General features: G+C 66.3%; 13 protein-coding genes. 2 read left to right on the forward strand and 11 right to left on the reverse strand.

The window, feature by feature from the left end; genetic code table 11:
- Positions 1-158: 158 nt before the first annotated feature.
- The 7 genes from AKJ09_RS03535 to AKJ09_RS03570 all read right to left on the reverse strand — a co-directional run bounded on the left by AKJ09_RS03535 (position 159) and on the right by AKJ09_RS03570 (position 13,124).
- The gene (locus AKJ09_RS03535) at positions 159-1,487 is read right to left on the reverse strand and encodes a hypothetical protein (protein WP_146645765.1); all 1,329 of its coding nucleotides are present in this window, start codon (positions 1,485-1,487) and stop codon (positions 159-161) included.
- 2,017 nt (positions 1,488-3,504) lie between these two features.
- Positions 3,505-5,649 (reverse strand): excinuclease ABC subunit UvrB, encoded by a 2,145-nt coding sequence (uvrB, locus tag AKJ09_RS03545; protein WP_240488927.1) that lies wholly within the window; start codon positions 5,647-5,649, stop codon positions 3,505-3,507.
- 505 nt (positions 5,650-6,154) lie between these two features.
- On the reverse strand, positions 6,155-7,348 hold the full coding sequence (locus AKJ09_RS03550) for a formimidoylglutamate deiminase (protein ID WP_275936605.1): 1,194 nt from the start codon (positions 7,346-7,348) through the stop codon (positions 6,155-6,157).
- Positions 7,349-7,358: 10 nt separating this feature from the next.
- On the reverse strand, positions 7,359-7,910 hold the full coding sequence (locus AKJ09_RS03555; RefSeq protein ID WP_146645769.1) for a hypothetical protein: 552 nt from the start codon (positions 7,908-7,910) through the stop codon (positions 7,359-7,361).
- Positions 7,911-7,968: 58 nt separating this feature from the next.
- On the reverse strand, positions 7,969-9,918 hold the full coding sequence (locus AKJ09_RS03560) for a vWA domain-containing protein (protein WP_146645770.1): 1,950 nt from the start codon (positions 9,916-9,918) through the stop codon (positions 7,969-7,971).
- On the reverse strand, positions 9,915-10,847 hold the full coding sequence (locus AKJ09_RS03565; RefSeq protein WP_240488382.1) for a DUF58 domain-containing protein: 933 nt from the start codon (positions 10,845-10,847) through the stop codon (positions 9,915-9,917). Before AKJ09_RS03565 ends, AKJ09_RS03560 begins: the two co-directional genes overlap by 4 nt.
- 36 nt (positions 10,848-10,883) lie before the next feature.
- Complete coding sequence (locus AKJ09_RS03570; protein ID WP_146645771.1) at positions 10,884-13,124, reverse strand: tetratricopeptide repeat protein; 2,241 nt, start codon at positions 13,122-13,124, stop codon at positions 10,884-10,886.
- 247 nt (positions 13,125-13,371) lie between these two features.
- Between AKJ09_RS03570 and AKJ09_RS03575 the strand changes: the two genes are divergently transcribed.
- Positions 13,372-14,757, forward strand: coding sequence for a sigma-54-dependent transcriptional regulator (locus tag AKJ09_RS03575; protein ID WP_146645772.1), 1,386 nt, complete (start codon positions 13,372-13,374; stop codon positions 14,755-14,757).
- Between the two features lie 195 nt (positions 14,758-14,952).
- Here AKJ09_RS03575 and AKJ09_RS03580 read toward each other — a convergent pair whose 3' ends face one another.
- Together AKJ09_RS03580 and AKJ09_RS03585 are read right to left on the reverse strand one after the other, a co-directional pair.
- Positions 14,953-15,153, reverse strand: coding sequence for a hypothetical protein (locus AKJ09_RS03580; protein ID WP_146645773.1), 201 nt, complete (start codon positions 15,151-15,153; stop codon positions 14,953-14,955).
- Positions 15,154-15,576: 423 nt separating this feature from the next.
- Positions 15,577-15,876: a hypothetical protein gene (locus AKJ09_RS03585; RefSeq protein ID WP_146645774.1), complete on the reverse strand. Its 300-nt coding sequence runs from the start codon at positions 15,874-15,876 to the stop codon at positions 15,577-15,579.
- A 108-nt stretch (positions 15,877-15,984) separates the two neighbouring features.
- Between AKJ09_RS03585 and AKJ09_RS03590 the strand changes: the two genes are divergently transcribed.
- Positions 15,985-16,839: a hypothetical protein gene (locus AKJ09_RS03590; RefSeq protein ID WP_146645775.1), complete on the forward strand. Its 855-nt coding sequence runs from the start codon at positions 15,985-15,987 to the stop codon at positions 16,837-16,839.
- 390 nt (positions 16,840-17,229) lie between these two features.
- On the opposite strand, the gene AKJ09_RS03595 is transcribed toward AKJ09_RS03590, so the two are convergent.
- Both AKJ09_RS03595 and AKJ09_RS03600 read right to left on the reverse strand, forming a co-directional pair.
- The gene (locus AKJ09_RS03595; protein WP_146645776.1) at positions 17,230-17,700 is read right to left on the reverse strand and encodes a hypothetical protein; all 471 of its coding nucleotides are present in this window, start codon (positions 17,698-17,700) and stop codon (positions 17,230-17,232) included.
- Positions 17,701-17,866: 166 nt separating this feature from the next.
- The gene (locus AKJ09_RS03600; protein WP_146645777.1) at positions 17,867-19,438 is read right to left on the reverse strand and encodes a hypothetical protein; all 1,572 of its coding nucleotides are present in this window, start codon (positions 19,436-19,438) and stop codon (positions 17,867-17,869) included.
- Positions 19,439-20,917 lie beyond the last annotated feature (1,479 nt).

Raw genomic sequence — 20,917 nt, forward strand, 5'->3', positions numbered from 1 at the left:
CTTTGGGTACCAAGTGACATAGTCTGGTTTGGTCCGACGCCCATGGGCGTGTCGACAAAAGAATCGAGGGGCGCGTCCATCGTCGGGCCGCACCCCTCGCCTAGCCGTCGGGCTCGACCTCCGCCGAGCCCTCTCGGGTCACTTCGTGTCGATTCGGATCACTCCGCAGCGAGCGTCGCCGCGTTGCCGGCCTTGCCGCCGCCGCTCGCGCTGCCGCTGGCGCTGGCCGAGACGCTTGCCGAAACGCTGACGTTGGCCTTGATGCTGCCGGCGGCTGCGATGGCGCCCTTGAAGGTGTCGCCGAGGCAGGCCGTGAGCTGGCCCGTGGTGAGTGCCGCCTGTCCGCCGCCGGAGCCGGCAAGCGAGCTCATGGTCGACATCGTGCCTTCGACGACCGACTGCGCGTTCGCAGCGACGGTGCCGGCGCGATCGCCCATGCCGATGGCAACCTTGAGGACGAGCGGGAGGTTCTTCTCGAGCGTCACCTTGAGGTTCTCGAAGGCCTTCGCGTCCGCCGTGCCGGTGGCGGTGATGCCGACGCGCGCGGGGCTGCAGGTCATTTTGGCCGAGACGTCGGTATCGCAGTGAGCCTTGCAGTCTGCACTCATCTCGGGAGCCTTCACCTCACCGGTGCACTTCGGCTCCTTGAACTCGGCGCTGCACTTGCCGGAGCAGGTGCCTTCGCACTTCGCGGAGGCCTTGAGCTTGCACTCGCCACCGCACTTGCCCTTGCACTCGCCCTTGACGCTGCCGCCTTCGCACTTGCCTTCGCAGGTGCCGGCGCAGGCTGCGCCCTTCGAGTCCTTGCCGTCACACTTGCCGTTGCACTTGCCCGAGCAGGCGCCCTTGATCTCCGCATCGCAGCTGCCCGAGCAGGTGCCGTCGCACTTGGCGGCGGTGGAGACGTCACAGGAGCCTTCGCAGTTCGCGTCGCACTTGCCCGACATCTTGCCCGGCTCGCACTCGACCTTGGCCTTGCCGCCCGAGAGCTTCGCATCGCACTTGCCCGCGCAGTCGGCGAAGGCGTGGATGTCGGCCGCGCACTTCGGCGGTTCGATGACGGCGGAGAGCTTCGCGCTCGCGCCGAGCTTCGCCTTCGTGTCGTTGATCGCCTTGAGGGCGGCGTCGCAGGCGGCCTTGCCGTCCTTGAAGTCCGCGCCCGCGCCGAGGTCCTTCGCGATGCCACCGCAGCCGGCCTTGAGGTCGGCGTCGATCTGATCGGCGAAGCCCTTGAGCTCCACGGCGGCAGCCGTCGACGCCTTCAACTTGGCGCCCGCTTCCGCACTCAGCTTGAAGTTCTCGGCGAAGTCGAAGGCCAAGATGGACTCGGGCTTCGTGAGATCCGGACACTTACCCCCCAAACCGGGCGCGACACCGGCTGCCTTCCCCGCGACGTCACCGAGGCCCCCAGCGGCACCGCAGTTGGCCAGAAGCGGGACGAGACCAACCAACGTGATGACCGCACCGACGAGCGTCTTACGATTCATTCGAAGTATCCTCCGCAGAAACGATTGGCCGCTGCATAACACGACGGCAGAGCGGCCTCCATGGCCGGCTCGCAGTTGCCCATACGCCCATGCTGCGACGCGCAACGGGCGAGCGGCGCCTCAAGATGCGCCGGCCTCACCAAATCTACCGAAAGCAGCGCATCGTGACTCGCGTACTATGCGCGGTCATGCTCGCGTCACGCTCGCTCGCCTTCGGCTCCGTCGCTCTCATGCTTGGTGCGCTCGCCCCCCTCGCCTGCGGCGGTGACGACGCCCCGCAAGCCATCCTCGAGGGGAATGGCGATTCGGGTTCGCCCAACCCGACGCCGGACGGCTCGGCCCCCGTCGATGGGGCCGTCGATTCGGATCCCGTCGAAACGATTGCGATCAGCCCGGCCGATCCGGTGATCGAGGTCCTCGACGGCGTGATTCCTTCCGCCACTGCCTTCGTGGCGAAAGGCACGAGGAAGAGCGGCAGCATCGTCGACGTCACGGGCACGTGGAGCTTCGATCGCTCCGAGCTCGCCGGTCTCGACGCGGCCACGGGAGCGTTCAAGGCCACCGGTCAACTCGGCGGCAAGGGCACGATCACCTTCCAAGCCGGCGCGCTGACCGCGACGACGACCGCCACCGTCAAGCTGCACTTCACTTCGGATCCGCAGAGCCTCGCGCCGGCGATCAAGCAGCAGTTCGGGACCGCGACGACGGCCGACCCCGCGCTGAAGATGCTCTACCCGTACGACAAGACCGTATTCCCGCGTGGACTCTCGAGCCCGACGCTCCAGTGGAACGGTGGAAGCGCCGACGACGTCTACTATGTCCACGCGACGAGCCCGACGTTCGAGTTCGAAGCATGGGGCAAGCTCCCGCCGCCCTCGCGCTACGACTTCCCGAACGTCGGGACGGACATCTGGACCAAGCTCGCAGAATCCGTGTCCGGCGACGTGACGATCTCGGTGCAGCGAAAGGACGCCACGCAAGCGTACCTGCCGGTCACGCGCACGTGGACGATCGCACCGGCGAACCTCGCAGGTGCCATCTATTACGAGGAAGTCGAGAACGGGAACGTCCTGCGACTTCGCCCAGGCGCCGCGACACCGGAAGATTTCTTGAAGAAGCCGGCCGGGGTCACGTGCGTGGGTTGCCACTCGGCCGCGAAGAACGGCGGGACCCTGGTAAGCGGATTCAACGGAAGCGCGAGCCCTTGGGGCACCTTCGATACGACGAACGGCGCGTCGATCTTCGCCTACGGCACGAATCCCAACGACGGCCCGAACGGCTCCGGTTTCCAGGCAATTTCTCCGGACGGCAAGCACGTGCTCTGGGGCCAGGTGCGCCAATTCCCTTATCTGTCGCTCAGTCCGTACAACGACCGCATCGAGAGCGCGCAGCTCAATCCAGGCACCGGCTTTCCGGTTCACCCCGCGTGGTCGAACGACGGCAAGCACGTCGCGTTCGCCGTGCGCACGGATGGCAACTGGCTCGACTTCAACACCGCAAGCCTCTGGACGAGCGACGTCGATCTCGGCGGCGCGAAGCCGTCGTTCGCGAACACCCACAAGATCGTCGACGTGGACCCCACGCGTCCGTGCTCGACGTTTCCGTCGTACAGCCCGGACTCGAACTGGATCGCCTTCGAGAGGTCGACGCAGGCACGCACGCGCGGCGCCAAGGTCGACCTCTGGCTCACGAGCCCCGACGGGACGACGAAGATCGCGCTCGACCACGCCAATGGAGCCGGCGTGCTCCAGGCCGAGGAGGCAAGCTCGTCGGCCGAGCCGAACTTCATGCCCGTCGCCGCGGGCGGCTACAACTGGATCGTCTTCGTCAGCGAGCGGACGTACGGCAACATCCTGACCGACGCCAACGCCGTCACGCGCAAGAAGCAGCTCTGGATCAGCGCCATCGACGCGAATCCTGCCGCCGGAAAAGATCCGAGCCACCCCGCCTTCCGCCTGTCGGGGCAAGTGCTCGGCACCAACAACCTCCGGGGGAGTGGTCGCTCTGACCTAGGAGATCAGCGCTTCCAGCGACCGCGGCTGGCGGAGGTCTTGGCTCCGGCCTTGGCCTTCGCTCCCGCGCCGCGAGCGGCCGAAGCCTTCTTGGGCGACTTCTTGGGAGCGCCCGCGTACGGATCGTAGAATGCCTCGCCCGCCGCGGCGTCACCGCCGCCCGCAATCGCTTCGAGCTTCTTGAGCTCGTCGCGCAGCTTGGCCGCGCGCTCGAATTCGAGGTTCTCCGCCGCCGTGAACATTTCGGTGCGGAGTGCACGCAACTGCTCGCCGATGTCGACCTGGGCGGCAGCGCCCTTTCCACCCTTGCCGGCCTTGGGAACCTTGGGAACCTCGAAGTAGTCGGTGGTGCCGGCGGCCGGATTCAGGTTCATGACGGCGCGGATGACCGTCGTCGGAATGATGCCGTGGTCCTTGTTGTACTTCTCCTGAATCACGCGACGACGATTGGTCTCGTCGATCGCGTTCTTCATCGCCGGCGTGATGCTGTCGCCGTACATGATGACGCGACCGTTCGAGTTACGTGCAGCGCGACCGATGGTCTGGATGAGCGAGCGCGGGCTGCGAAGGAAGCCTTCCTTGTCCGCGTCGAAGATGGCGACGAGCGAAACCTCCGGCAGGTCGAGACCTTCGCGGAGAAGGTTGATGCCGACGAGCACGTCGAACTCGCCGAGGCGAAGGTCGCGCAAGATGTCGATGCGTTCGAGCGTATCGATGTCGGAGTGGAGGTAGCGAATGCGTACGCCGAGCTCGCGGTAGTAGTCCGTGAGGTCTTCGGCCATGCGCTTCGTGAGCGTGGTGCAGAGAACGCGCTCGTTCTTCGAGGCGCGGTCACGGATCTCGACGAGCAGATCGTCGACTTGACCCGAGACAGGGCGCACTTCGACGACCGGATCCGTGAGGCCCGTCGGTCGAATGACCTGCTCGACGAACGTGCCTTGCGCCTTCTCGAGCTCGTAGTCACCGGGCGTCGCCGAGACGTAGATGGCGTTGACGACGTGGCCCTCGAATTCTTCGAACTTGAGCGGCCGGTTGTCGAGCGCGCTCGGAAGACGGAAGCCGTACTCGACGAGCGTTTCTTTTCGCGCGCGGTCGCCACGGTACATCGCCGCAACCTGCGGGATGGTCTGGTGCGACTCGTCGAGGATCATCAAAAAGTCTTTGGGGAAGTAGTCGATCAGCGTGGGCGGCGGATCACCGGCTTTGCGCGCCGACAGATGGCGTGAGTAGTTCTCGATGCCATTGCAGAACCCCATCTGCTCCATCATCTCGATGTCGTAGAGGGTTCGCTGTTCGAGGCGTTGCTTCTCGAGGAAGCGGCCTTCCTTGTCGAAGAAGTCGAGCCGCTCGCGCAGCGCTTCGCGGATCTCCCCGATGGCGCGGCGCATCTGCTCTTGAGGCGTGACGTAGTGCGAGCCCGGGAAGATCGCGTAGCGGTCGAGCGAGCCCTTCACCTTGCCGCGGATCGGGTCGACCTCCTTGATCGCCTCGATCGTGTCGCCGAAGAACTCGATGCGCACGGCGGTGTCCGACTCGTAGGCCGGGAAGACTTCGACGACGTCACCGCGAACGCGAAACGTTCCACGGTGGAAGTCGATGTCGTTTCGCTCGTACTGAATGTCGACGAGCATGCGCAGGAGGTTGTCGCGACGGAACTCCTCGTTGACTTTCAGGTCGATGAGGAGGCCGTGGTAGCTCTCCGCGCTGCCGATACCGTAGATGCAGCTGACCGAGGCGACGATGATGACGTCACGACGCGAGAGCAACGCGCGCGTCGCCGAGTGGCGCATGCGGTCGATCTGGTCGTTGATGATCGCGTCTTTGTCGATGTACGTGTCGCTCGCGGGGACGTACGCCTCGGGCTGGTAGTAGTCGTAGTAGCTGACGAAGTACTCGACCGCGTTCTCCGGGAAGAGCTCCTTCATCTCGCCGTAGAGCTGTGCGGCGAGCGTCTTGTTCGGCGCGAGGATCAGCGCGGGGCGACCCGAGCGTGCGATGACGTTCGCGATCGTGAAGGTCTTGCCGGAGCCCGTGATGCCGAGGAGCACCTGGTGCTGCTCGCCATCCTCGAGGCCCTTCATGAGCTGCTCGATCGCCGCGGGCTGGTCGCCCCTCGGCTCGAAGTTCGACGACAGCTTGAAAGGACTCACCGCCTGCGCTTGTGATCCACTGCGCGCGACGGGCTTCCCTTGCTGGGTCCGCGAGAGAGGCTGCATGCGAGCCTCGAAGTCTCCCGTTTGCGCAGAATTTCCGCAAGCCGCTTCATCCAAGCTGCCCTCGCTCACTTTGTCTCGTCTCACTCGCCTCGCTCCGCTCGGCTTGTTCGTCATTTGCCGGGGACTCGACGGCAAATGCTCAGCCATGGTGCCTGCTTGATCCTGCCTGGCTGAGGGCCCCGCGCCCGATGCTTGGGACCGACCGCTAACTGATCGCCGTGAATTCTCCATGCGCGCGCCGGGGTGAGGGTTGGTCTCGAGAGCTGGAAAGGGAGATCCAATCGCGTAGCGCTTGTGGGTGGCTTTTCACAGCACAGCCACGACTTGCGCGCTCGAGCGGCAGCGCTCGAATCAGGAAAGCTACCTCCGCCGTCTGACAGCGTTATGTCAGCTTTTGCGCAGGCCGCACCAAGGACGCGTTCCAGGGACGCGTTCCAGGTCAGGTCGCGATCGAAGCCACCATCGCCGAGCTTCCACCGAACACGATCGCGTCCAGCATGAGCTCCTCTTCCACGAGCGCGAGAGCAGGATGATCGACCGGGATCCGCAAAGTCCCGCCATCATCCTCGAAACCGCAGGAGACAGCACCCTCGATCGAACCAGCGAGCCAAAGTGTCTCAGCCGGAGTACCCGATGCGGGCGTGAACGTGACCCGCTTCTGACTCGCGAGTCGAGGCAGCGTTTCCAGCGCGCGGAGGTCGGCCAACGGATCCGTGATCACGTGACTGTCGACGCCCGTGCAGAGCCGCGCGCCGGCCGCGCGTAGCGCAACGAGATCCGGCAAGCCGTCGCCGAGGTCCGCCTCGGTCGTCGCGCAGACGCACGCGAACGCCCGGGCACGACCGAGAAGCTCGGCTTCGTGCGCCAGGAGATGCGTGGCGTGAACGGCGACGAAGCGCTTCGTCAGCGCGCCGAGATCGGCGAGGAGCTCGATCGGGCGCTTGCCGGTCTCGACGAGACACTCTTCGATCTCGCGCGTCTGCTCGGCAACGTGCATGTGGAACGGTAGGTCGTGCGTCGTGGCGTACGCCGCGAGCTCGCGGATCCACTCCGGCGGAACGGCCCTGACCGAATGAGGAGCAATGCCGATCCGAACATCCGCATCGTTCTCGTATTTCGCGCGCAACGACTCGACATCGCGCACGACATCCTCGACGCGTGCATCGCAGAAGCGTCGCTGTGCAGGCTCCGCCTCACGTCCGGGCCCGGCGCGATGATACGCAACGCGAAGGAGAGCGATCCTCAGCCCTTCGGCCTTGGCCGCGCGGATCACGGCGTCACTCATCGCCGTGCGGTCGTCGTACGGAGTGCCGTCCGGTCGATGATGGACGTAGTGGAACTCGCCGACCGTGCGAACGCCGGCGGCCCTGAGCTCGCGAAAGGCCACGCGGCTGATGCGCTCGATCGACTCCGGATCGAGGCCTGTCGCCACGCGGTACATCGCTCCTCGCCACGACCAGAAGTCGTCGCGCGGCCCGCTCGACGCGGCCGGACGCTGAGCCGCGCCGCGCATCGCCCGCTGGAACGCGTGCGAGTGGGCCGTGGTCAGCGCAGGAAGAACGAGGAACTTTCCGTCAGCCGAGCGGGCGAGCATCGCCGCGGACGCTAGCACCGATCGCGCACGCCCTGTCACGGGCAGGCGTTCACTGACGCATGAGGTCAGCGCTCTTGCGGGTCACGAAGAAATAGCGCGGCCAATGGCGGTAGAAGGCCGCCCGCATGACCGGAGCGCCGTCGTTCGGATCCGTATCTTCGCCGAACGAACCGACCACGCGCACGAGCGAGCCTGCACCGAGCGAGTGCTCGCCCATGTCGTCGTCGGGACGCAACGCGACGAGCGCATGCACCACGCCGAAGTCATGATCACTGACGGTCACGCGACACGACTCCTCGTCGTTCCGGTTCGAACAGAGGTTGCGCGTCTCGAGTTTGCGAACACTCATCGTCATGTACACGGCGCCGCCCGGACCAGGCGCTCGGCTCGTCACGACGCCGAAAAGCGTGACGTTGCTCTTGCGCCAGGCCTCGGGCTCACGCGCGAACATGACCGGGTCGTAGTCGCGGGCGCCCGTGATGGCCTTCTCTTCCTCGACGGAGGGCGCGTACGTGGGAGAAAAACCGTAGGGCCCGGCGGAATGGCATCCCGCAACGGCCACCAAGCTCGCAAGGCCAATCAAGGAAGGCAGACGAGTCATCGCCACCTTTCTCTACGTCATCCGTTCGGCCAACACAAAGGCAGCGTGTGCGAGGCGCCTACGTCGCAGTTTCGGAGGCTCGCGTAGCGGCCCGAAGGACCGTTTCGATCGCCACCAGGGCGAGAAGCGCGAGCGCGATTATCCAGGAGACGTCGACGACCGCTTCCCCTCCACCGAGCGACGACGAGGTCGCGCTCGCGGTCACGTTCCGCGGCCGAAGATCGGTCTCGGCGGCGATCGGCGCCGCCACGCGAAGCTCCTTCACCCCGTCGAGCGTGACGGTGTACGCGCCGAGAACCTCCGGGATCACGCGCAAGGCGCCTCCCTCGGTGACGTTCGGGAGCTGTCCCGAAGGGCCCGCGACTTCGACCTGACGAGCGCCGGTGAAGTTCCAGGGGAGGCCCACGTCGGAGCGACGAGGCGCTGCACGCTCCCGGGCTTGGGTGACGAACGCGTCGAGGAGCGCGAGAAAGCCGGGCCGCAGCGCAAAGTCGCTGACATCGACCGAGAACGGCAAGGTGGAGATCCAGATCTCGCCGCGGCCACGTGAATGCCTGGCAACGAGGGGAGCTCCGTCGGCCCAGGTGAGTACCGGCTCGTACGACGAGACGTCTTCCTCGGCGAGCTTCACGCGTCCTTGCGGAGCCAGATCCGAGAGGCTCGCCGCCGCTTCTCCGAAGAACGCGGCGGCGTCGGCGGGCTTCGCGCCGGGCGTCGGCGACGGCTCCCACTTCATGGCGCGACCGAGGAACGGCTCGAAGTTCGCGCCGAGCGGAGCCGCGGCCGAGCGACGGCCGAGCGCGATGAAGAGCACCCCACCGCGATCGACGAACGACGCGAGCACGTGGCGCTGCTCGGGCGTGAAGCCGGGCGGGTCGTCGGCCAGGATGGCGGCGAACGCCGTGGTGTCCTCGCGGCGATCGGGAGCCTGTGGGATGGGCCGCACCGCCATGTCGACGTGCAAGGCCGTGAGGGCCTGTTCGATGACGGGTGCACCGCCGGTGGCGACGGACTCGTCGGTCCGGTCGTTCACCACGGCGAGCGCGGCTGGCCCAGCCTCGACGACGACGGGCGCGCGATCGTTCGAGGCGATGGCGTCACCTCCGGTAAGCTCGGCGACGAGCTCGCGCGTGTCGTCGCCCGTCACCGCAACGATGGCTTCGCCGACGGTGGTCTCCGGAAGCGGCGCCGTGCCGATCACTTTGTCGCCGTCTTTGATGGCGACCTGACGGCCCTTGGCGACGGCCGCATACCCGCACGCGATGCGCACGCGAACACGTCCACTCGAGCGATCGGCCGCCAGGATGGCGCAATCACCGGCCGCCGCGGGCTCGCGCAGCTCCGGCATGGCAACCCAGACCGGCAAGTTGCTTCCTTCACCGAGCGGCGCCGCCTCGGACTTGCCGTCGGCGAGGTCGCTGAGGACCACGATGCGTCGATCGATCTGCGGGAGGTCGGCCACGAGCGTCTTCGCGATCGCGATGGCTCCGTCGAGGTCCGTTCCGCGATCGGTCTCGTTCATCCCTTCGAGCGCAGCACGCGCCGCGCCGAGATCGGTCGTCGATGCGAGCCCCACGCGCGCAGGCGATCCCGCCAGGACGATGGCCGCGGCATCGCCTGCGTGCAGCGAGGCGAGGATCTCCTTCGCTCCATCGTGAGCACGCGCGAACCGCGTTTTGCCGTCTTTGACGGCGCGCATGCTCATCGAGTCGTCGAGCACGATCGCGACGGCCACCGACGTTCCCGAGCGGGCCATCGCGAGACGCGAGCAACGAATCAGCGGCGAGGCACCGAGGAGCGCGAGCGCGACGACGGAGGCCGCACGAATGGCGAAGAGATGGCGGTCCTCGAGGCGTGCGCGGCGACGCGCCTTGGGAGGCGCCGGCGGAACGAGACGCGCAGGTGCGAAGGACCGCTCCTCGGCGCGCTGGCGGCGCAGCCGGTGCGCGAAGTACGGAGCGGCGACGAGCGCCGCGATGCCGAGCGCGAGAAGCGTGAGAAAGCTCACCGGATCGCCTCGATGATGGCGCGAACCGCGGAGACGGGATCGCGATCGGTGGACATCGAGAGGAAGCTCGCGCCGCGACCGACGAGCGTGCGCCGCCAGGTGTCCTGCAGCTCGGCGAGCCGAGCGAGGTACTGATCGCGCGCGCTCTCGTCCGTCTCGATCACCGTGCCGCCCTCGAGCGACTTCAAGCGCACTGTCTCGCGGAACGGAAAGGTCACCTCGTCGGGATCGAGCGTCTGCACGACCACGACGACACGGCCACGCGTGGCGATCGCGCTGACGCGATCCGCCGCGACGGACGGCAAGTCGAGCAGGTCGCTGAAGACCACCACGACCGAACCTCGCCGTGCTGCGCGCGAGAGGCCGCCTAGCGCACGATCGAGCGCCGCCGTATCGGAGAGAGCGTCGCCCTCGGCGGTCTGTCCTTCGAGAGCGTCGACCACGCGCTCGAACGCTTCACGGCCGCCGCTCACCGGAACGGACCTCGCCTGAGGCGAGCCACCGATGAAGCCGAGGCCGACCGGATCACCGCTCCGGACGGCCACGCGCGCGAGCGCCGCGGCGACGAGCGATGCCCACGCGTATTTGGCGCCGCGAGCATCCGCGCCTCGATAGCCCATCGATGCTGTGGCATCGACCACGAGACGAAGCGCGCGGTCCGTCTCCGTCTCGAACTGGCGCACGAGCAAATGGCCGTGGCGCAAGAACGAGCGCACGTCGAGCCATCGGAGGTCGTCACCGGGCGTGTACGCGCGATGGCCGCCGAACTCGACGCCGGCACCTTTTCGCGCGCTGCGATGCGCGCCGGCGTAGACGCCTTCCGCCACCATGCGCGCACGAATGCGGAGCGGCGCGAGGCTTCCCCAGTCGATCGAGCCTCGGAGACCGCTGGCGGTTCCACTGGATGTCTGACGCGCGCGCGTGGCCAAACCCGACCTCGAACTATCTTGTCTCGTGGGCCGCCATCACGGCAGCCCGACTTCGGGCACCGGACCGCCGAGCTGCGCGCGCGTCCCACTCAGGATTTCCCGCGCGAGAGCGACTTCCATGAGATCGAGGCCCGGAGAGCCGAGGACCTGCTTGAGCGCATCGTCCGCGCCTTTCGCGTCGCCCGAGATCTTCCGATCCATCGCCGAGTAGAAGAGGGCTTCGGTCTTCTGCGTGGGCGTGCGTGCGGCCGCGACCAAGTCGGCCGAGTTGACCTTGCCTGCTCCGAACTGGGCGACCTTGCCGATCCAACGAGGATCGTCGGCGGCTTGGAGGAGCACGCGGTCAGCCGAGCCGTCCGAAGGAACGCGCATCTGGCGCTCGAGAAGTTTCACCCAGAGAGCGTAGTACACGATGTCCTCGCGACCGAGCTCGGCCGCGACACCTCGTACGAGGCCGTCACGTGCACCGGCGAGATCGCCCTTCACGAACGCGCGGCCGACAATCTGTCCGATGGTCGCCGCCGACTGTCGCTTGTCGCGCGGGGCGGCTTCGAGCGCGCGCTCGAGAGCCTTGAGCGCGCTCGGCCCTGCGCCGAAGCGGTCGAGAGCGCGAGCGATGAGTCGTTCGACGCGAGCGCGGTCGTCCCCTTCGGTCGCGCTTCGTGCCCGGGCGAGGTCCTTGAGCGCGTCCGCAAGCGGCTTGCGCGCCGCGCCCATGTCGCCTTGCTCGCGCGTGATGTCGCTCTGGAGGAGCAAAATCTCGCCGCGGAGCGCCGCGTCTTTGGCGACGTCTTCGCTCGCGAGCGCTTCGCGAAGGCGATCGAGCGCGTTCTTCACCTGGCCGTCGTGGTAGTCGAGACGAGCCAGCGACAGCAGCGTCGCGCCCGTCTTCTCGCGCGCCACGGCGGCATCGAGAAGCTTGCGCGCCTCGGCAAGGCGGCCTTCGCGAATCTCGATCTCGCCCATCATGGCGTAGACCTTCGCCGGGCTCGGCTGAACCTTCTTCACCGCATCGGCGGCCGCGAGGATCGGCTGCGCCGCGTTGAACGTGCGACGAACGCCGTCGGCCTCTTCGGCTTCGAGCGCCATGCCCATGGCCTGCATGGTGAGCGCGAGCCCGAGGCCGACGATGCGCGGATCCTTCTGGGCCTTCACCGCGTCGGCGACGACCGCAGGCGCCGCCTCGCCCATGCCGAAATCGATGAGCATGGCGGAGACGAAGGCGGCGGGCTCGGGCGACGTGGAATCGAGCCGGTACGCCTCGGCGGCAGCCGCGAACGAGGCGATGCGGAGGAGATCCGAGTCGCGTCCGAAATCCTCTTCTTCTCCCCTGCCCTGGCGCGGCGGCGGACGGAGCATCCGCGCGACGTCGAGCCACTTGTCCGAATCGGGCTTTTCGATCACGGCCTCGACGGCCTTCACGAGCTCGGGTCGCGTGATCTCGCGGAGCGACGGCGTCTCGAGTGCCTTCAGCGCGCCCGGCGCATCGGCGTTGCGAAGGTAGAGCGCCGCCAGAACCGTGGGCCCGGTCTCGAGCGCGCGCACCGCCTCCATTCCCTCTTCCCGAGAAATTTGGGTATTTCGTGCACGACGCGCGGCACGGACCGCGAGCGCCTTGTCGATGAAGTCGAGGGTCTTGGCGGCCGCGTCGTCACGCGCTTCTTTGCTGGGCTCGAGCAGGTGACGGGTCACCGCCGCTGCTTCGAGCGCCCCCGCCGTCTGCATGACGCCACCGCCACCGGTATCGCGCGTCCACGTGCTGATCGCGTCGAGGTGGCCTTTGATGTCCGCGCGCTCCTGCGGCGGGGCGATGCGCGAGAGCATCTCGTAGCTCGCGCGCGCACGCCCTTCGTCGCCGCGACGAGCAAATTCGTCCGAGGCCGCGCGAAGCGCCGTGTACCCGTGCGGGCCAAGCATCTCCGGCGTCAGCTCACCGGCGTGGACGAGGGCCATCGCCCCGGAAAGCGAGTTGACCGCGCGGTCGCGATCTTTCGACTTGAAGCGGTCGGAAACGCGCGTCATCTGGCGCGAAACGACGCCCTGGAGGCGGAGCGCGCGCTCCTTGCTACCCGGCTCGCTCGCGAGAAGGTCGCGGACGGCACCGGCGAAGGCATCGTCGCTGACCTCGTTGCCGGCGACGGTTGCGCGCTCCGCAGAATGAACCGGGGTTCCGAAACGTCCGTGCCCCGAACCGCACGCCGCGGTGGAAAACGCCACCGCCGCCAAGAGAACGCCCTGGAGAACGGCGTGAAGAACGGCCTGGGACGGGCGAATCATCGTGACGAAGCTTAGTCGACCCTGCGGGTGACAGGCTACGGGGACATGCGCTTCGAACCACCACGCCCCCGCGCCGAGGCTGCGATCCGACGGCCTCTCACGCGTCATTCGGCCCTCGTTCAGAATCTGCCCGCACGGCGTTCGATCAGACTCAGCCGTCCGTCTGGCCGTAAAATACGGTCCGGCCCTGCTCGGCGCGTCGCGAAACGTTGCTCGCCTTCGCCGCTCAGAGAGTAGCCTGCCCCGGATGGCGCACGCGCATCTCCTCGTCGTCGACGACGAGCCCTCGATCCTCACCACCCTCCAGAAGGCCCTGTCGCTCGAAGGCTATTCGGTGGACGTCGCGGGCGGCGTGAAGGTCGCGGACGAAAAACTCAAGAAGCGCTCGTACGACCTTTGCCTGTTCGACGTGCAGTTGCCCGATGGCGACGGCCTCTCGCTCCTCTCGAGCCTGCGCGCGGCGAAGAACGAAGTGCCGGTCATCATGATGAGCGGTCACGCGACGATCGACACGGCCGTGCGCGCAACGCGACTCGGCGCGCTCAACTTCCTCGAGAAGCCGATCAACACCGACGCGCTCCTCATCGCCGTCGAGACCGCGCTTCGTCTGCAGCGTGCCGAGAGCGAAGCCCGAGAGCTTCGCCTCGCGAGCGGTCAGGCCGGAGAGCTCGTCGGTGACAGCCCCGCCATCAAGAAGCTGGTCGAGCAGATCGCGCGGGCGGCGAAGAGCGCGGCCAGCGTGCTCGTGACCGGCGAACGAGGCACGGGCAAGGAGCTTGTCGCCCGCGCCATCCATCAGCTCTCACCGCGCGCGAAAGGGCCGCTCGAAAAGCTCAACTGCGCGGCCTTGCCGAGCGAGCTCATCGAGAGCGAGCTCTTCGGTCACGAAGCGGGCGCGTTCACCGGCGCCACGAAGCAGCGGCGCGGAAAGTTCGAGCGCGCGAGCGGCGGCACGCTCTTTCTCGACGAAGTCGGCGACATGCCGCTGCCGATGCAGGCCAAGCTGCTGCGCGTCCTTCAGGAGCGCGAGATCGAGCGCGTCGGCGGAAACGAGACGATCAAGGTCGACACGCGCGTCGTCGCGGCCACGAACCGCGATCTCGTCAAAGCGTGCGAGTCCGACGCCTTCCGCGCAGACCTCTACGACCGCCTCAACGTGGTGCCCCTGCACATTCCACCGCTCCGCGCACGACGCGAAGACATCCCCTTGCTCGCACGCCACTTCCTCGAGTTGGCGGCGAAGACCAACGACCGCCCGGGCATGAAGCTCGAAGACGACGCGATCGCGGTCCTTGCATCCTACAGCTTTCCGGGAAACGTCCGCGAGCTCAAGAACCTCACCGAGCGCCTCGTCATCCTCACGCCCGACGACGTCATCCGCGCCGCCGACGTGCGCACGTGCCTTCCGGGTGGAGGCGCGCCGAAGACGGCCGGTCTCTTCCGTCCTGGCGTTCCGTTCCGTGTGCTCGTCGAAGAGGCCGAACGTCAGATCATCCAGGACGCCCTCACCCACAATGGGGGCCAGATGGCCGCCACGGCGCGCAACCTCGACCTCGAGCGCAGCCACCTCTACAAGAAGGCCCGCGCGCTCGGCCTCCGCGGCGACGGCAAGGGCGAAGAAGAAGAGACCTGAGCTCTCCTTGGCGTCTTCGGACGAGCGCGTCAGAGCCAGCGACCGTACTCGCTCGCCTCCTGAGCGAGACGGCGCGACGCCCGCTTGGTCTCCCGATCCGGTCTGTCGACGGCTAGGTGACGTTGTTGTTCGACGTCGACGAGCCGGTCAGCAGGAGCGCGGGAAGAGCGGCTGCCCAGGCCCCCAGCGAGCGCATCACTGCTCCTTCCCTTTGGCCTTACGCACGGCCGCATAGGACGCCCGGAACATCTCGGCGAGCTCGCCGACCTGCGAGGCATTGTCCAAAGTGATGGTGCTCCATCCGAGCGGACCGCTGGTCACGTCATGCCCGGACGCGAGCCCTGCGACCTGCTCCGCTGCGAGCGGCACGGAGACGCTCGGCGTCTTCCGATCCATGAATAGCCGAGCGAACCCCCACGTACGCTTCTCTGCGACGTGGACTTTGAAGTAGGCGACGGCGTCCTCGTAACCGATCGCCCGTTCCGGTCCGAGAAGCTTTTGGATCGTATCGAAGGCGTCTAGGGCCCATGCCAGTTCGGTTCGCGCGTCGGCCAAGTCTTCCGGGCCGTCGCGGGCGGAGCATCGGTGCGTCGGCGGAGCTCTTCGAGGCACGCCGTCCATGCTTCGCGAGGTCGTTAAGGGGGTTAACGACCTGGCGGAGGAGCATCGGAGCAACGGCGCGTCGGCTAAGTCTTCCGGGCCGTCGCGGGCGGAGGACCGGTGCGTCGGCGGAGCTCTTCGAGGCATGCCGTCCATGCTTCGCGACGTCGTTAAGTGGGTTAACGACCTGGCGGAGGAGCATCGGAGCAACGGCGTCGGCTAAGTCTTCCGGGCCGTCGCGGGCCACAGCTGGTACGTCGACCAGCTGCCCCGCTTCCGTTTCGCACGGAGCCCGGTCGATCCCGTCTCGACCGTCAGGAGCACGTTGCCCCCCGGATAGGCGTCTTCGCTCGCCGCGATCGCCGCGATCGCCGCCTCGTGTTCGGAGATCAGCACGTCCGTCATCACTCCAGGCTCCGACGGACGCGTGCGGCCCGTCTCCCCTTGCGTCGCCTCCCCGACGTACTCCTTCTTCTCGTTCACATGCCCCGTCCCCTTGTACGTGCGCATCAACTCCATATGCACTCCGTACGGGGCTGCGTCGGCTTCGACATCGCCACGGCACTACAGGCAAGCTCACCGCTGCAAGCCGTGGTTCGGCTCACGGACGTCGCGTAAGGTGACTGCATGATGCGTGCGGTGAGTGCAAAGGACCTCCTTCCGTCACGGCCTTGGCCACTCGCCCCCGGGTACGTCAAAAAGCTTCTCTTCGGCGGCGGTCTCCTCATCGCTTCGGCTGTTGCCGTCGGCCTTGCGCTCGTGAGCTCGGTCGTCCGCGACGCCCGTCAGCTCGAGAGCGACCGCGCGGTTTGGAACGCGCAGACCTCCGTGGAGGTGCCCGCGCTCGTGCAAGGAACGCTTTCGACGCGCAATTTTCTCGTCCATTCGTACAAGTTCGACGTGAGGTACGTCACCGAAGAGGGCGAGCGCAACGAGAAGCTCGAATTCACGGCGCTGACCGAGCGCGATCAAAGCCTCGAGCCGATGGTGCGCTACGAGCCAAATCAACCGTCGCGATTCGCGTTGAACTGGGCCGTCCAACTGACCGAAAGCCGTGTGGCATGGATCGTCGCTTTGGCGATCGGCGCCATCGTGCTCGTCGCCAAGCTCGGCAAACGTGGGAGGGCGATGATTCGCGAGGCGCGCGACGCGGAGCGATTGTCCATCGAAGGCGTGCCGGCGATATGCGAGGTCCTCTCGGTCGATCGTCAGTTGGGACAGAAAAGGATATCCGATGGCCAGGACGGCTATCGTTTCCGGTTCCCCGAAGAGTTCGGCGGAGGCGAAGCGGAGGTCGTCATCCCACACCGGAGAGGTACGGCACTCTTCGTGGGCGACCGCGGCAAGATGCTCGTCGTCGTCCTTCGTAGCGATCCGAGGGTCTTTCTTCCCATCACCAGCAAGCTTTTCCCATTCGCCTTCGACCCGTCGATGCGCGACCAGATCCTCGAGCGAGCAGCCTCGTCTGGCTCGCCGCAGTGATGCGCGAGACGCTCCTCCAACCAGCTACGTCGAGCTTCGTGCACCGCGCATGTCGGGTCATGTTCCCAGCCGCGGTACTCACTCGCCATCTGCCGTCGTCGTCGGGGTAGTCACCGAGGGTCTGGGCCTCGGGGACCGCGACGCGCGCCTCGCACGCGCCCACGGTGCGCTCGACTGAACCTACGAGCCGTAGGTGCAGACGCCGAGGCTCCCCAGCTGGCCCGCCCACACGGCGCACCACTGTCCGCGGGGGCAATCCTGGTCAGAGCAGCAGGCCCTCGAGCAACGCTGACTCCACGGCGCGCACAGCAGCGGGGGGTTGGAGAGCAGGAAACCCAACTGCGTCCCGCCGGTCAACGAGGACTACGCCGGAGTTTACGTAGCGCGATTTTATGCGAAATTTCGACGATACTGGAACGCCGACCAAGCTGAGCCGACGAACTCGGCGACGACACGCAGCGCTTTGAAGTCTTCACGGCTGAACGTGTGCGCGCGCCTCCTGACGGCGTGAAACAGTCCGCCCTCCTGCCCCGCGCGGCGTTCGGCCCCTCGTGCAAGCCCTGCACGATAGGTTGCCCAATCCGCGATCGCTCGATCGAGCCACGCCTTGGAGAGGACCGGATGGCCCGTGGGAAACATTCCACGACCAAGACAAGTGACGAAGTGGCCATCGGACGCGAGCACGATGAACGGGCCTTCATCGCGGTCGAGCGAAATGGCAATTCGACCGTTGGTCGGGGTGTTTGCTCGTTCGAGGATGAATCGAACGAGCTTTTCATCCCGGTACAGCGACAACGCGCACTCGACCTGCGCCTCGGTAACGCGATCGAGCCTCGAGAGAAAATGATGGTCGTGTGCCATGGCCCCCCCCTGCTCACGAGAGTACATCACACAGTCTCTCCCGTCGTCCCGTCGTCCCGTCGTCCCGTCGTCGGCCAGGCCTCGGTGCGAAACCGCGAGATGAACGCTAGAAGTATTCGCCTCTCTCGCGTCGGTCGAGCGCGGCGCCCCCCTCGCCGCCCGTACGCTACTTACACTGGCACTGAATCGAGTGGAACGAGACGCGCTCGTTGCATGTATTGCCCAACTTGTAGCAAGTCGTCAGGCTGCCGGCGCACTGCTCGATGTTACCAACGGGCGCGGTCAAGACATCGTTGTCGACGACGGCACCGCAGTTGGAGAGGCCGTACTGCCCATCATTGGCCGGGGTGCATCCTTCGGTAGTCTGTCCCTGCGCGTTGCAGATGAAACGAATGCCGGACGGTACCCTGCCGTAGAAAGCGCACGTCGTCGTGCAGCTGATCTCTCCATCGAAGAAGCGGTTCGAGACGAACGACCACGGCCCCGGAACACCGTCGTAGTTCGGCTGATACCAAGCGGGGATGGACACGCACGTGACGGCCACGTTCGTAATCTTCGCATTGGTGACCGTGCCCGCTCCCCCTGCCGTGACGGTGCAGGTATTGCCGTACGGGTTCGTCTTCACCGAAACTTCATACTTGGTGCCGCTCGCGACGGGCGTGCCGAAGGTGACGTCGCCATTCGCGTCGATCGTGAGGTCGTCGCCGCCATTGTTCTGGAGAACGAGCCCCGTCCCCTTGAGTCCGCTAACCGTGACACCAACCGTATAGGTGTTCGTCGTGCAGTCGACAGCGACGTCCGTCACGTTGGCGTTCGTGACCGTCCCCGTGTTGCTCGTGACTTCACAGGTCTGCTCCGGGGCCCCGGGCTGCGTCTTGACCTTGACTGAATAGCGCTTTCCGGACGCGACCTGCTTCACGAAGGCGAAGGTGCCTGTCGCGTTGATGGGGAGGTCGTCCCCGTCCTCGTTCTGCAAAACGAGGCCCGAACCTTTGAGTCCGGTGACCGTACCGCCAACCGTGTACGTGTTCGTCGTGCAGTTGATGGCGACCGTCGCGACATCTCCTGCGACGACCGTGCCTTCGCCGCCCGTGACGACACACGATTGCGTCGGTGACGACGGCTGAGTTTCGACGGTGACCTCGAAGTCCTCACCGCTGGCAATGGCCTTCGAGAAGGTGAAGTCGACGGCCGCTCCGTCCGTGGCGGCGGGAGACAACGTAATGGCGTCGCCGCCGTTGTTCTTGACGACGAGACCGGCGCCAGCGAGGCCCATGACCTTGCCGCTGACCTTGTACGTGTTCGTGGTGCACGTCACGACGACGTTCGTGACGCTCGCGCCTCCTATGGTGCCGGCACCACTCGTGACGACGCACGTTTGCGACGGACTCGAGGGCTGCGTCTTCACGGCGACCGCGTAGGCCGCCCCCTTCGCGAGTTTCGAGGCGAAGCTGAACGATCCGTCGGCGCCGGGCGCGACGGTGATGGCGTCTCCCGCGTTGTTCGTCAGCACGAGGCCCTTGCCTGCGAGGCCGATCACCTTGCCGCTCACGGAGAACGTGGAGACCGCAGCATCGTCGGCTCTTGTTGCCGAGTCCGGGGAGTTTTCCGAGTTCGCACCGGCGTCCGCTACGTCGAGCCCGACCGTCGCGTCGTCGTCGCTCGTGCAGGCAACCAACGTCGTAAGGAGCGCGCTACCGCCCAGCGTAAGCAAGAGAGCAAGACTGCGCCGATTCATGTTCCGCATAAGCTTCGCGGTCTATCCCGCCGGGCCGGGCCGCCGATACACCGAACTGCAGTTGGCCCAATTGAAGTAAGACACGCTCGCAGTGTGCGTTCACTGTCCGCTGCACGAGCGCGCGTGCAGCGGCTGAGTTCGAGGGCCGGCCGGCGAGGCGGCGGCGGCGAATCTTCGCCTGCCAGTTGACGTCCGGTGATGGGTCGTAGCGGGTGGTCACTCGCTCACGTTCGAGGGGGCTCGGGCGATAGGAGTGACGACGGGCAACGCATTCCCATACTCCGCTAGGGCGAGCGGGGCGAGCGGGGCATCAGGCACCAGGCTTGCTGCAGAAGAGATGGGGTGGATCAGAGTTAAAAGTGGCGATTGAGAAGTCGTATTCACGACGATGCAACCACGCCCGCAAGCCGTCGCGCTCACCGCACGCAGGAGTGCGTCGCGACGATCCATCGCGCGCCACCAATAGCACCATCGAAACGTCTCACTCAGCACTTCAGCCCTCCCGCGCCTGAGCACCGAACACCGAACACCCGATTATCCAACTCGCCCAACTGGCACGTTTCACGCGAGTGACTATTATTGCCGAATCAAGATGCCGACGCACTCGTCGAAGGACTCCCGATTGGGAGGCAAATATTCCTCGGCAAGATTCGCGAGCACCAGTCGTCCGCGTGGGCGCCGCCGCAAACCCGTGCAGCTCTCGCTGCCAACGCCGGCGACGTGGGGAGGTCCGCGGCGCGGCGCGGGGCGGAAGCCTTCAAAGCTCGGACGCCCCGGCGTTCCGCACACGCCTCGTGACGCGCACTCGCACGGCCATCCCGTGCACGTAACCGTAGACGATTGCGCACGCGCAGTGAGCCAAAAGAGAATACGAAATCTGGATTGCGGCGCAGAACAGGGTGACCAGGAGCGCCGCAGAGACGAGGGCTCCGCCGAAGAAGCGGGCCTCGGAGGGCGAGAGCAGGAAACCCAACCGCGTCCCGCCGGTCAACGAGGACTACGCCGGAGTTTACGTAGCGCGATTTTATGCGAAATTTCGACGATACTGGTACACGAATGGAACTCGGTCGAGGCGACGCCGAGCGGTCTCGGTCGCCGTCGACGCGGCTCTCGAAGAGAAGCTGACGCCGAAGTCGACCGACGGGGCGCCGGCGATGCCTTCGACGAACTGAGCGCGCAGCGCTGATCGGCGATCGATGAGGGGCCGAACGAGATCAGTTGCCTCGAGTGCTGGATCCGGTCTGGGTCTGGGTCCGCTTCCGACTTCGTGAACGTCGCGCCGATCGATCGGTACCCTCGAGCGTTACCTGTTGTTTGCGGATCGCACGTCCCCGGAGACGTCGTTGACGCTGGCTTTGGCCGCTCGGCTCGACGGGAGGCGGAAGTGGCCGTGCGCTGAGTGAAGGCGCTGGTGGGTAGTCACCTCACGCCTAGGTTCCGGCCTACGGTGCGATACGGCGCTCTGATACTCCAAGAGGT

This window comes from Labilithrix luteola (assembly GCF_001263205.1).
GTDB classification, from domain to species: domain Bacteria; phylum Myxococcota_A; class Polyangia; order Polyangiales; family Polyangiaceae; genus Labilithrix; species Labilithrix luteola.